14 protein-coding genes are annotated in these 13,554 nt (G+C 36.2%); 1 reads left to right on the top strand and 13 read right to left on the bottom strand.

Features of this window, described 5'->3' with window-relative positions; translation table 11 throughout:
• Positions 1 to 110 precede the first annotated feature (110 nt).
• The 5 genes from tig to rpsO form a co-directional block, all read right to left on the bottom strand.
• Positions 111 to 1,448, bottom strand: coding sequence for a trigger factor (gene tig, locus AC6UD4_RS02370; RefSeq protein ID WP_500693890.1), 1,338 nt, complete (start codon positions 1,446 to 1,448; stop codon positions 111 to 113).
• A 167-nt stretch (positions 1,449 to 1,615) separates the two neighbouring features.
• Positions 1,616 to 2,803, bottom strand: a complete 1,188-nt coding sequence (gene tuf / locus AC6UD4_RS02365) for an elongation factor Tu (protein ID WP_500693891.1) — start codon at positions 2,801 to 2,803, stop codon at positions 1,616 to 1,618.
• Positions 2,804 to 2,981: 178 nt separating this feature from the next.
• The gene (locus tag AC6UD4_RS02360) at positions 2,982 to 3,890 is read right to left on the bottom strand and encodes a hypothetical protein (protein WP_500693892.1); all 909 of its coding nucleotides are present in this window, start codon (positions 3,888 to 3,890) and stop codon (positions 2,982 to 2,984) included.
• A gap of 52 nt (positions 3,891 to 3,942) precedes the next feature.
• Entirely contained in the window at positions 3,943 to 5,661 is a 1,719-nt protein-coding gene (locus AC6UD4_RS02355) for a ribonuclease J (RefSeq protein ID WP_500693893.1), read from the bottom strand.
• Positions 5,662 to 5,833: 172 nt separating this feature from the next.
• Complete coding sequence (gene rpsO / locus AC6UD4_RS02350) at positions 5,834 to 6,103, bottom strand: 30S ribosomal protein S15 (protein WP_500693894.1); 270 nt, start codon at positions 6,101 to 6,103, stop codon at positions 5,834 to 5,836.
• 236 nt (positions 6,104 to 6,339) lie between these two features.
• Between rpsO and rpsT the strand changes: the two genes are divergently transcribed.
• On the top strand, positions 6,340 to 6,603 hold the full coding sequence (gene rpsT / locus AC6UD4_RS02345; protein ID WP_500693895.1) for a 30S ribosomal protein S20: 264 nt from the start codon (positions 6,340 to 6,342) through the stop codon (positions 6,601 to 6,603).
• A 12-nt stretch (positions 6,604 to 6,615) separates the two neighbouring features.
• Here the strand turns inward: rpsT and holA are convergent, their stop codons facing one another.
• The 8 genes from holA to AC6UD4_RS02305 all read right to left on the bottom strand — a co-directional run bounded on the left by holA (position 6,616) and on the right by AC6UD4_RS02305 (position 13,552).
• Positions 6,616 to 7,650, bottom strand: coding sequence for a DNA polymerase III subunit delta (holA, locus tag AC6UD4_RS02340; RefSeq protein WP_500693896.1), 1,035 nt, complete (start codon positions 7,648 to 7,650; stop codon positions 6,616 to 6,618).
• Positions 7,647 to 9,686 (bottom strand): DNA internalization-related competence protein ComEC/Rec2, encoded by a 2,040-nt coding sequence (locus tag AC6UD4_RS02335; protein WP_500693897.1) that lies wholly within the window; start codon positions 9,684 to 9,686, stop codon positions 7,647 to 7,649. The genes holA and AC6UD4_RS02335 overlap by 4 nt, the downstream gene beginning before the upstream one ends.
• Before the next feature lie 218 nt (positions 9,687 to 9,904).
• The gene (locus AC6UD4_RS02330; protein ID WP_500693898.1) at positions 9,905 to 10,390 is read right to left on the bottom strand and encodes a ComE operon protein 2; all 486 of its coding nucleotides are present in this window, start codon (positions 10,388 to 10,390) and stop codon (positions 9,905 to 9,907) included.
• Between the two features lie 65 nt (positions 10,391 to 10,455).
• Positions 10,456 to 11,139, bottom strand: coding sequence for a helix-hairpin-helix domain-containing protein (locus AC6UD4_RS02325; RefSeq protein ID WP_500693899.1), 684 nt, complete (start codon positions 11,137 to 11,139; stop codon positions 10,456 to 10,458).
• 42 nt (positions 11,140 to 11,181) lie between these two features.
• On the bottom strand, positions 11,182 to 12,237 hold the full coding sequence (locus AC6UD4_RS02320) for a SepM family pheromone-processing serine protease (RefSeq protein ID WP_500693900.1): 1,056 nt from the start codon (positions 12,235 to 12,237) through the stop codon (positions 11,182 to 11,184).
• Positions 12,234 to 12,713 (bottom strand): pantetheine-phosphate adenylyltransferase, encoded by a 480-nt coding sequence (coaD, locus tag AC6UD4_RS02315; RefSeq protein ID WP_500693901.1) that lies wholly within the window; start codon positions 12,711 to 12,713, stop codon positions 12,234 to 12,236. The genes AC6UD4_RS02320 and coaD overlap by 4 nt, the downstream gene beginning before the upstream one ends.
• An 11-nt stretch (positions 12,714 to 12,724) precedes the next feature.
• On the bottom strand, positions 12,725 to 13,279 hold the full coding sequence (gene rsmD, locus AC6UD4_RS02310; protein ID WP_500693902.1) for a 16S rRNA (guanine(966)-N(2))-methyltransferase RsmD: 555 nt from the start codon (positions 13,277 to 13,279) through the stop codon (positions 12,725 to 12,727).
• Between the two features lie 9 nt (positions 13,280 to 13,288).
• A complete protein-coding gene (locus tag AC6UD4_RS02305; RefSeq protein WP_500693903.1) occupies positions 13,289 to 13,552 on the bottom strand; it encodes a YlbG family protein in 264 nt (87 codons plus the stop codon).
• Positions 13,553 to 13,554: the final 2 nt, after the last annotated feature.

The following is a 13,554-nucleotide window of genomic DNA, read 5'->3' as shown; positions in this document are numbered from 1 at the left end:
TCGTCTCGTTGCCTGCAATTTGAAACTATACCATACTAATAGAACCTTTTAAAATAATTTGCTCTACAAAAAAAGACCCGCTCTAACAAGCGGATCCCATCTTGTATAAATTATTTCTTATTTTCTTTACTGGAATCCTTTTTTTCAGAAGCCTTCTTGGCAGTTGATTTTGGTTCTTCTTTAGCACTGTCAACCACAATGTCAACGGCTTTTTGAATACCAATATCATGTTTTAACATGTCATCAGATAATGCATTACGAACGGCTGTTTCTTCCATTCCGTATTGTTTAGCGAGGTTGCTAACTTCTTTTTGAATGTCTTCTTCACTAGGATCAATCTTTTCAGCTTTAACAATTGCTTCTAAGACCAAATTAGTTTTAACTCGACGATCTGCACCATCAGCAAATTGCTTCTTTAAGTCCTCTGGCTTAGTACCAGTGAGTTTGTAGTACATTTCAGCGTTAATACCCTGCTGCTGCATTCCAGCTAAGTACTGGTCCATCTGACGTTGAACGTCATCATTAATCATAACTTCTGGAATATCTTTAACACTAGCATTATCTACTGCTTCACTAATAGCCGTATTTTCCTTGGCATCGTGAGCGGCTGATTCTTTTTGTTCCTTAAGTTCTTTTTTAACTTTGTCTTCCAATTCAGAAAGAGTATCAACATCTTCATCAACATCTTTAGCAAAGTCATCATCAAGCTTAGGAAGTTGTTTCTCTTTAACTTCATGGAGTTTAACCTTAAAGGTAGCTTCTTTGCCAGCTAATGACTTTTCTTGATAATCCTTAGGGAAGGTAACTTTTACTTCGACATCATCGCCAGCCTTTTTTCCAATCAATTGATCTTCAAATCCTGGAATGAATGATCCTGAACCAAGTTCAAGAGAATAGTTATTTGCTTTTCCACCTTCAAAAGGCTTGCCATCAACAAATCCCTCAAAATCAATGGTAACAGTGTCACCTTTTTTGGCAGGACGATCAACTAGAACAAGTTCAGCTTGAGATTGACGCATTTTATCAATCTTAGCATCAACGTCTTTCTTGTAAACTCGAGTACTTTCCTTTGGAACGCTTAGTCCTTTGTATTGACCAAGTTTAACATCAGGTTTGACACTAACAGTAGCCTTTAAGACCCAAGGCTTCCCTTTTTCAATTGAATCAACACTAACGTCAGGTTGACCAACGGGTTCAATGCCAGCGTCTTTAATTGCTTCACTGTAAGCATCTGGTAATAACAAATTCAAAGCATCTTGGTATAAAGCTTCTTCACCATACATTTGGTTAAATACTTGTCTTGAAACTTTACCCTTACGGAATCCAGGAACTTTAATATTTTTCTTATTCTTTTTGAAAGCTCGATCTAATCCTTCTTTAATCTTATCAAGACCAATTTCAAAAGTTAATTCCCCATCATTGGTACCTTTTTTCTTCCAATCTGCCATAACATTTCCTCCAACATGAAAAATATTTACACACTTTTCCAAGTAATAGTATTCAAATAATATTCTAACTTAAGCGTCCTCAAAAGTAAACAGCGACGCTAAAACGGCCATAGCAATAAAAAAAGAGATTGAAGACATTGTCTTCAATCTCTAAATAAAAATACTAATTAATCATCGATTTCGGTAACAACACCGGCACCAACGGTATGTCCACCTTCACGAATAGTGAACTTAGTACCCTTTTCAATGGCAACTGGCTTAGTTAAGTCAACGTGGAAAGTAACGTTGTCTCCAGGCATTACCATTTCAGTTCCCTTGTCTAATTCGATAACACCAGTAACATCAGTGGTGTGGAAGTAGAATTGAGGACGATAGTTTGAGAAGAATGGAGTATGACGTCCACCTTCTTCTTTGGTTAAGATATAAACTTGACCAGTGAACTTCTTGTGGGTTTGAATTGAACCAGGTGCTGCAAGAACTTGTCCACGAACAACTTGGTCACGATCAATACCACGAAGTAATGCACCGATGTTGTCACCGGCTTCACCTTTGTCAAGAGTCTTTCTGAACATTTCAAGACCAGTAACAGTGGTCTTCAATGTGTCAGGAACTAAACCAACAATTTCAACTTCGTCGCCGACTTTGATGCTACCACGGTCAATACGGCCAGAAGCAACAGTTCCACGACCAGTGATGGTAAATACATCTTCAACAGGCATTAAGAATGGCTTGTCGTCATCACGTTCTGGAGTTGGGATGTATTCATCAACAACATCCATTAATTTCATGATGTTTTCTTCTTGTTCTTTGTCACCTTGAAGTGCTTTCAAAGCTGAACCACGAACAACCGGAACATCGTCACCATTGTAACCATATTCTGAAAGCAACTCACGAATTTCCATTTCAACTAAGTCGATCAATTCGTCGTCATCAACCATGTCAGTCTTGTTCAAGAAGACAACAATGTGGTCAACACCAACTTGTCTAGCAAGCAAAATGTGTTCACGAGTTTGTGGCATAGGACCATCAGTTGCGGCAACAACAAGAATGGCACCATCCATTTGGGCAGCACCAGTGATCATGTTCTTAACGTAGTCAGCATGTCCTGGGGCGTCAATATGTGCATAATGACGCTTTTCAGTTTCGTATTCAACGTGGGCAGTATTAATAGTAATACCACGTTCCTTTTCTTCTGGTGCAGCATCGATATCAGCAAAGTCTTCAGCCTTAGCCAAGCCCTTTTCTGATAATACTTTAGTGATTGCTGCAGTTAAAGTAGTCTTCCCGTGGTCAATATGGCCTATAGTACCAATATTAACGTGGGGCTTTGTTCTTTCATAATGTTCTTTTGCCATTTATGAAACCCTCCTGTCATTTTCGTAAGACAAACATCAGCAAAACGCCAATGTCTCTTTATCATTAATTATACTACATTTCCCCTAAAAGGCAAAATTATCACCCTTTTGGGAATTCACTTTCATATTATATCCACTGACAAATTATTTGTAAACCAGATATAGACAATTTCTTAAATTACTTTAGTAATAAATTCATGATTTTATCAATTTTCACTAACCAATGATCAATTGATCCCATTTTTTCATCATCCACTACCATATTCGGATTAATGATATGCCGATGAATAGCGGTTACCCATTCATCAGGTTCCTTAATCACATCATCAATAAACGGATACAAAATTTGAGCATCATATTCGGCCGCGTTAGAAATTTGCTGATAACGAATTGGATCATTTTGTCCGTAGCGTTCCCTAATTTCCTTTTGCATTGCTTGATACGCACTAGAATCCAATTCATCAACAAGCTGTGATGGTGTTAAAGTATACGTTTTTCCATCCATCCAAATATATTTAACTGGTTTATCATACTTTAACTTAGCTAAATTATTAAGTAACTGATTTCTCCATACCGGATTGACGTCTGGATCTACTAGGTTAAACTGTGCACCCTTCAAATATTGCTTATACGGGAGTTCTTCAGCCTTTTCCATTATGTCGCGCTGCTTGATTCCCGTTTGTCCACCCATGTGCATAAAATGCTTCAAGTTAGCCCGGTTAGATTCAGCTTGCTCAGAGTCATTGATTCTCTCTAAAGATTCGATTTTGCTTTTGACATCATCCTTATCTAATACATCAATTGAATCAACAATTATTCGTAATGGGATAAACTTCCGGTTTTTTAAGTAAATATTTATTAATAATTTAACGTCATTTTCAACAAAATAATTAAAGTTATCTTCTAATAATCGATATGATTCAACGTACTTTTTTTCATTAAAGAGCGAGTGTCCCAACAAATCAATCACATTGTAATCGTCAACTTCATCATACAAAGCCAACAATTCCTGTGAACTTTTCTGATAATGTTTTTGCCTAAAGTCTGTTTGTGCTTTTTTTAATCTTGCCTTTTGATGATCATTCAATCTATTATCCTCACATAAGAAAACAAAAAAATTGAGCCGGGGCTCAACTTCTTTAGTCTTCTTGATCGTTTTTATTGTTAGCTTTTTTTCTTCTATGGTGTTGATTGACTTCCATAATAACTGGAAGAATCACTGGTCTTCTCCCAGTCTTTTTGTATAGAAATTGTCCAAGGTCTTCTCTAACATCCTGTTTTAAATGACCCCAGTCAAACTCCTTGTTATTAAGGTTATTCTGGACTGCTTCAGATACAATATCAGCTGCTTCTTTAAGCAAGGATTTATCAGAATTAACGTAAACAAATCCCCGAGCCATGATTTTGGGCTCTGAAATAATTTTTTTCTTCTTACGGTCGATAGTAACAACTGCCACGAAGACACCATCTTCCGATAACACTTTTCGATCTCGTAATACAATGTTTCCAATGTCTCCGACACCAATCCCATCAATCATGGTGTCAGAAGCTGGGACAGCTTCTGACAAAAACATGTTTTCACCATCAAACTCAATTACATCACCTTTAGCGGGTAAAATAACGTGTGATGGTTTCATCCCAACTTCCTCAGCTAGCTCTTTTTGTGCTTCCATTAATCGATACTCACCTTGGATTGGAATTAAGTAATCAGGATGAATTAAATTAAGGAGCAGTTGAAGATCATGCTTGCTGGCATCCCCTGAAATATTCTTTTCATCAGCAATGCTCATGACCTCTCCACCAGCTTTATAGATCATATCGCGAGTCTTAGCCCATGGAGTGTCCATTGCACGGGATGGACTGGTAGCAATCAAGACCAGGTCACCTGGCTGAATATCAACGTCTCTGTCTCGGTTATCAGCCATTCTTTGAAGTGATTCCATTGGTTCACCGTTCTTACCGGTTTGTAGAATCAAAACTTCATGCGGATTCATTTGCTCTAACTCTTTTGCAGATTCAATAAACAAATCGTCAGAAGGTAACGTTAACTTGCCAAGTTTCAATGCAGTATCAATAACCTCTTCTAGACCCTTGCTGGTTAGATAAACTCTCCTACCTGACTTAGACGCAGCGTTTAATACTTCTTGAATTCTTAAAATATTATTAGCAAGACAAGCAACGATCACACGACCCTTCTGATAGTGAAAAGTTTCATAGAGATAGTCTCTGATCTCTTTCTCGTCAGTACTCTCTTCCGGATTGTCAGCATTTCTTGAGTCACTTAAAAGTGCCAACACGTGTTCTTTACCAATATCAGTAAGAGCTGAATAATCCGTTTTGTACCCGTCAGCAGCAGTCTGATCAAATTTAAAATCACCAGTATAAACAATGTTTCCGAGTTCAGTACTAATCACGATCCCAACTGAGTCAGGAATTGAATGAGTGGTATCAAAGAAACTAACCGTGCCATCCTCAAATACAATTTCGCTTTTACTATTAATGACGTGGAAATCATTAAATTTCTTAGTCTTCTTATTATCGGCAACCGCCAACTTTGCCAAACCAATCGTTAACTCCGTTCCAAACACGGGAACGTTAAATTCACTTAAAAAATATGGAAGTGCACCAATTGCATCTGCGTGACCGTGGGTAAGAAAAACCCCGACAATTTTATCGGCGTTATCCCTTAAATACGAAAAATCTGGGATTACAAAATCAATTCCTAACATTTCGTTTTGAGGGTATTTTAGTCCACAATCCAAAATAAAAATACTATTATCATTAATTTCAATGGCATAAAGATCCTTGCCATTTTCTCTCACTCCACCCAGTGGAATGATTTTGATGTTCTTTTTCATAATTACTTGTTCCTCTCAAAAAATTACTTACGATTAAAATTAACTATTTTATGCGAAGCTTGGCCTCTAAGCGCTCATGATATCTGTTAACAGTGTAACATATTTATATTAAGCACTAAATTATTTATGTATAAAAAAAGAGCGGAAAAAATCCGCCCTATTAAAATCAAGATTAACGACGTAATCCTAATTCCTTGATTAATTTACGATAACTTTGTACATCATTGTTACGTAAGTAAGCAAGAAGATTTCTTCTGTGACCGATCTTCTTCATAAGTCCACGTTGTGAATGAAAATCCTTTTTGTGGGTCTTCATGTGTCCATTAATTTCATTAATATCAGCAGTCAGTACAGCAATTTGTACTTCTGTCGAGCCCGTGTCACCATCGTGTTGAGCAAACTTTTTAATAATATCGTTCTTTTGTTCTTTAGTTAAAGCCATTATTACATTCCACCTTTCTAATCTAATCCCTCAATCTGAGTAATACGTCAGTGACTCGCAAAACTAAGATTAAGTTACTTATTTAATATAACCTAAAAGAAAGCGTTATTCAAGTTATCATTAAAAAATTAGTCTTGTTTTTAGTGCTATTGCAATTAATCAATGGATTTTGTATAATTAGGAACGTCAAAAGATGTGAATAATTGAATTTATTTCACAAGGTGGAGGTGAACTTAATGCCAGTAATTAAATCTGCTATCGAACGTATGCGAACTAACGAAGAAGCTAGAAAGAAAAACGCATCTCAAAAGAACGAAATGAGAAGTGCAATCAAAAAATTCGAAAAAGCTGAAGCTTCTGGTGCCGATGATTTAGATAGTGTATACCGCAGTGCTGTTGCAGCAATTGACCATGCAAAATCTAAGGGTCTTATCAAAGCTAATAACGCTAACCGTAAGAAGTCTCATTTAGCAAATAAACTTGCTAAAAACGGCAACTAAAAAAGAATCCGATTAATCGGATTCTTTTTTTATACTCTGATTTAGTTTAACGGCAAACATTTCAAACAACAATTCTGGATCAATACTCGTACTTTTCAGTTGCTCTTCAATTTCTACCAAACTAATATATGCATCTCGTAGATATTCTCTAGGATACTTGCGATTGTTCCTGATTGCTAACTTTACTCGATACGGATGGACCCGTAAAGAACTTGCTAAATTCCCCTGACTATAGCCAAAATAATCTAAAATTTTAACTTGCAGTAATAATCTGAACTGACTAACTAAAATTGCATTGATTTGAATTGGCTCATGCTTCTGAGAAATTAAATCATGATAAAACTCGATTGCTTGCGTTGTTTTACCACTCATTAAATAATTAATTAAATCAAAAACGTTTTGATCCATCGATTTTGATACTAACGAATCGACCGCATCAAGCGTTATTTTTTTATCATTGATTTTGTATAAAAAGAGTTTATCTAATTCATTCATAACACTAGCCAAATTACCCGAAGTTCGAGAAAGAAGTTCTTCAAGTGCATTTCGATCGATCGAATATCCACTGTTCTTAATCTTACTTTGCACTAACTGCTTAATTTCCCTTTCAGAAAACCGATTTAAGTCGATTACTTCCGCACGTTTTAAAAGCTCCTTACTAACCTTTTTTCTAGCATCTAACTTTTGGTATGGAGCAAAAAAAGCTAAAGTTGTTTCATCAGGAGCATTCTTCAAATAATTTATGAGTTCTTCTGAATGATGAACGGTTTTGCTTTTATTTTTTTCACCGGTTAAAAAATACGGATTCTTAATGAAGACTAGTCGTTTTTTCCCAAAAAAAGGAATTGACATCGCATCATTTAGTGCAACGGAAAGCGATGTTTCTTCCATATCGTAAGTAGCAAAATTCATTGTCCGTTCATCATTTGGGATCAGAGACTTTAGTTTCTTTTGAATTATATCGATCCAATAATCATCATTTCCAAGGATTAAATAAATTGATTTAGGATCACTATCAATCTGATTAACTTGTTCTACGACACTCAACGACGTGCCACCTTCCACTTTGTTTCAAATTTTCCAACTTTGTTATTATTTTTGAATTTATATCTAATCATACCATTCTTTTTGGTACTGATAATTGCAACATGTTGTTGGTTCATTGTATCAATAGTTTCCTGATTTGGATGATTATAACGATTATGACGACCCGCAGATATCAGAGCAACTTTAGGATTAATTGCCCTGATAAATCTAGGATCGGATGAAGTCCTACTTCCGTGATGACCTAGCTTGATCACATCAACTCGCAAATCAGGATATTTTTGGATAATCTTAAGTTCTTCCTCTCGGTTCAAATCACCCATAAAAATCCACTTCAAACCGCCAATTTTACCAAAAAGTACCATGGAATCTTGATTTTCACCAGACCCACTTTTCATCGGATGAACAACTTGAAATGGGGAATTTTTAATTCGATTTCCATCCTTGGCATCAAGCAACTGAAACTGTCCTTGATACGGTCTAATTCGCCTTAAAAAGCTTTGATTATTAGTCATCCCCCACGGAACATAAACCCGATCAACCTTCATTTTACTTAAGAAGGCCAGCAAATCACCAACATGATCAGCATCTTGATGACTTAAACAAACATTATCAAGTTTTGAAATCCCAATGCTTTTTAAATATTGGATTGAAGTATCATTGGCTTGATAAATTTTGGCCCGCTTCTGTTTGCCAAAGAAATTAGGCTTTCCGCCAGTGTCAATCAACGTAATCGAACGATTAAATGGCTCTCTAACAAGAAAACTATCCCCTTGACCAACATCAAATGCATCAACTTCTCCATTCATTGGAAAATGAATCATCACAAAACCAATGCTGAAAAATAACACCAAAAGAATCATTCGCTTCATAGTTACTTTTTCAATGAGTAGTAAAGAAATTATTACCATTAATAAAACGATCCATACGTTTAGTTTCCCGATCACCAAATTTCCTGGAAGCCTTGAAAGAAAATTTAAAAGCTGGTCAAATGTCTTTGAGGTTGTATCAATTAATGAAACAATCAAATCAAATTTTAAAAATGACAGCAAATATCCAATTAACACAATCGGAAATATAAAGGTTGAAAAGAAAGGGACAAATAACAGATTGGCAAACAAAGATAATACATGCCATTCATACATATGATACAAAATAATCGGTAAACTAATTAAGTTAAGTAGGATAGTTTGTTTTAAAAACCCACAGTTTTTCGTCAGGATTAACCCAAGTGATAATAAATATGAAAGCTGACACCCAAACTGAAAAATAAACAATGGATTAATCAGCAAGTTGATCATCACCGCACTGGACCAGATATCTAAGGGAGATATGTCAAGATACACTTTATCTAGACCCAAGCGTTCTTCGGCCATTATAATTGCCCGAAGTAAACTAGCTCCTGCACCAGCAATTACAAAGTAAAATGGAAGAAAAATGATTAAGAATGAATTAACCTGCTCCCTTTTCAATCGCAAAGTCGTCATAATCCACGTAATCAGACCAATTAAATAATAAACGTGCATCCCCGAAATTGTGAATAAGTGGATGATCCCCAAGCGTTGGACCCCGGTCAGTTCTTCTCTAAAATCACTACTCCGACTTCCATAAATGATACCCAAAACGTACATCCGTAGATGTTTAGGTAATTGATCACACGTTTTAATCATTTGAAACCTTAAGTCGTGAACCCGATCACCTAAACCTTGATTGCTACAAATCTGACGGTATTTAATTTGATCACATTTAATTTCACTCACAATTCCCTTAGCGCGATTAAAACTCTTGGAGTCAAATTGAGCAAAATTGGGTGGTGAATCAATCAAACTAAGTTGGCCATCAATAATAAATTCGCTGGTGTGATTAAGATGAAGCAAAGCATCTTTTTCACTCTTATTTTTTACAAACCCATAAATTAATACCCGCTGTTTTAGCCGGGGAATTTCTACAACTCCACTATACGTATCTCCATGAAGCTGTAATTCATCTGGATGGACCTTAGCTATCCAAGTCGAAGTCGTTTCTGTCTTAGGTATCACCCTAACTTGTCGGTTAATGTGATTTTGCCAAATTCCAAAAAATATCAGTGGGATTAGCAGTGAGATGACATTTTTTGAAAAGAAACGGGAAATTCTTAAAAGAAAGATACGAATCAACCATAAAATTAATAAAACAATTCCAATTACGTGATTTCCAAAAAATGCGAATGCACCAAGCACCCACAAAATGGATGTAAAAACCAAAAAATTCTTTTTAATTATTTATCGACGGATAAGAATGATTCAAACGGTAGATTATTAACATCATTTTGATTAACATCAACTTTTTCTAAAGAGACATGTTTCATGTCCAATAACTTTTTAGCATACCCACTGTTATGATAATTTCTTAAATACTTGATTTTAATGATCCCGGCCTGAAGTAACATCTTTGTACACTGCAAACAAGGTACATCAGTGACGTATAACTCAGCATTATCAGTTGACTCACCAAACTTAGCACATTGTAGAATGGCATTCATCTCGGCGTGGATTGTTCTTTGACAATGACCATCTACTAAATAACACCCTTCGTCAATACAATGGACATCTCCTGATACTGAACCGTTATATCCACAAGCAATTACTCGCTTATTTCGCACCAATACCGCACCGACAGATCGTCGATTGCATGTACTTCTGGACGCAATTAACATCGCTTGCAACATGAAATATTGGTCCCACGGAATCCTTTTCTTTTTCATAACTGTCATCACCTTCACTAGAATAGTTAAATCTAGTATACCAATATTTATCTATCACAGTTGCTTCAAACAGTAATCGAACTTTTCAAATTTGCAACGGTCTTATCACCAAATCCAGGAACGTTTTTCAAGTCCTCAGGCTTTTTAAATGGGCCACTTTGTTTCCGATAAGCAATTATTTTATCAGCCTTCTTATCACCAATCCCATTTAGCTGTTGAAGTTTAGCTTTATCTGCTTCATTAATATTAACCTTTCCGCTATCAGAACCCTTATCACTTCCAGCCGAATTGCCTGATGAATCACTAGCAACTTGATTGGTCTTTGGTAATCCATTAATTTCTCCACGAATTGGGACATAAACAACCTGTTGATCAGACAATTTTTGCGCCAAATTAATGTGTTTAGCATCCGCTGAACGATTAAAACCACCTGCTAATTCAACTGCATCAGAAACACGCATGTTTTTACCAACCTGATAAACTCCTGGTTTATTAACTGCTCCCTTTACATCAACATACACTTGTTGGTGATCATCATTCCCATTGCCTGCCGAATTCTCTGCGGTTGATTTAGTAACGTTTTTTCTGCGATTTGCTTTGGCTGTTGTTTGCAAATTAGTACGTGGTGCTTGCCCGCTACTATTTTGAGATGCAAAAACACAATATCCCAGCAGTCCTACCACAATAATTATCAATCCTCCAATAATTCTGTACTTGTATTCCTCAATAAATTCATATAACTTATCCATCTTTCTCTCCTTTCACATTTAAATACGAAAAAAACACAGCTTTTAGCTGTGTTTTTGATTTAAATAATTCAAAGCGTCATCAAAAGATGTGACCGGAACAATTTTCATTTTAGGGGCATACCTTTTGGCAGTTGCTTTAGCCACTTGGTAATTAGTCTTATGACCTTGCTCCATTCTCAAAATTGGCTCAGTCGGTTTAACGTATGGACAAAAGAAAACCTGTGCGCCACTCTTATTAGCAGCAATTATTTTCTTATCCACTCCACCAATTTCGCCCACTTGACCATTGGCGGCAATCGTCCCAGTTCCTGCAATTCGTTTGTAATCGTAATTCGTATGTTTTAATTCACTATATACTTGCAGGGCAAACATCAGACCACCAGAGGGTCCACCAATTTTTCCTGGGTTAATATTGGCCTTAGGATCAGTTTTAACACTCATATCATCAATCATTCCGATTCCAATCCCATAAAACCCCTTGACTAGTTGTTTCTTTGTGCCGATCGCCTGTTTATCTTTTCCATTCCGTTTAAAAGTAATTTTAAGTTGCGCATGCTTGGGTAAACTTTGAATGTACTTTACATATTCGGGACCCTTATATAATTTTTTTCCATTTATTGATTCAACCAAATCACCAGGCTTCAATTTATTGGCGAAATCGGATTGCGGATAAACGTTTAATACATACACACCATGATAACTTTGCTTAATTTTACCATGAGCTTTGTGGTAGCCAACATAAATTGCATTATTGATAGCCGTCTTCATATAAATATCTTGTACGTTATCATACTCTTGATTACTTTGATTTCCCATCACATCTGACGTTTTCTCAATTGAAACATGGGGATTCACTTTTGAATACAAGTAAGTGATTGGTCTAGCCTGCGACATTGAAACTGCAGTGATCATAAACTTATTCTTCTTATTTGGTTTAATTCCTTGAATTTTAACCATTGGTTGAATGTTAACGGCTTCACCAGGCGCTTCAATCAAAGCATTAAGCGGCCAAAAAAGGAACCACAATATAAAAATAATGATCCCTAGGAAAATCAAAAAATATCGGTTATGTTTAATCCATTTCCAGATTGTCTTCACTGATTTCTCTTCTCCTTTAATGCCTCACACACAACGTTAGGAACAAATTTTGATACATCTCCACCAAAATGATTAATCTCTTTAACCATTGAAGACGAAATCAATTCATAATCATGGTTGGCAAACAACAACACGGTCTCAATTTGCGAATCCAACATTTGGTTTAAACTAGCAATTTCCTGTTCGTTTTCAAAGTCTTTAGTATCCCGAATCCCTCGGATCAGGATATTGGCATGTTCTGCTTTTAAGAAATCAACCGTTAAATTAGAATAGACCTTAACAGTAACGTTTGAATAGCCAGCCACACACGTTTCAACCATTTCTTTCCGTTCTTTAGGGGTAAACAACCCCACTTTACTCGAATTGTCGCCAATGGCAACGACAACTTCGTCAAATAGTTGCGTTGCTCGCTTAATAATATTCAAATGTCCATTGGTAATGGGGTCAAAGCTACCCGGATAAATGGCTTTTTTCATAATTTTTCCCTTTATATTAAAATTTGATAAATTGATATTACCGTTAAACCATAATCTTTTTGTTTAATGAGGCGATAGTTTTTAACATCATCAGACATATCAGTTTGATTGTCAGTCTCACAGATTACCATCCCATTATGACTTAACAAACCACTATTGCTAATTTCTTCTAGTTGTTTAACCATCTGTTGCTTTTTATATGGGGGATCCAAGAAAATATAGTCAAAGAAATGACCTTCTTCTTTCAATTTAACCAGTGCTGATTCGGCATTCATCTTCCACACAGAAAAATCAGCAGCATTCGGATCAATCGCAACGTTCTGTTTAATAGTTTTATACGCAGCATACTGTTTATCAACTAAAACGGCATGATCCATTCCCCTAGAAATGGCCTCAAGGGAGACGGCTCCTGATCCGGCATATAAATCCAGAAAACTACCGCCATCAAAGTATGGTCCGATCATGTTAAATAACGCTTCTCGCACTTTGTCGGTTGTTGGGCGCGTCCGATTCCCAGGGACTGGTTTAATTTTACGTCCTCCAAATTTTCCTGAAATTATTCTCATTTTTGTTTCCTACTCTTCAACGTTATTTTCAGCATTAATCTCACCAAAAGTAAGTGCCAAGTCAACGGTTTTAGAGACACCAACCTTTTTAACAAACCTAAGTTTACTAATTTCTTGGATAGTCGTATCTAAATCAGAACTATCAACAAAAATAATAACATAATGCATCTTTTTCGATACAAATCGAATATCACCAAATCTCTTTAGGTTTTTAATTTGACGAATCGAGTATGTTGAAACAATCAATTCCGTTCGGTCAGTTAATTTGGCCATGA

The organism is Fructilactobacillus sp. X3R5C2 (assembly GCF_059901175.1).
This window is presented reverse-complemented; position numbering and strand designations above follow the sequence as displayed.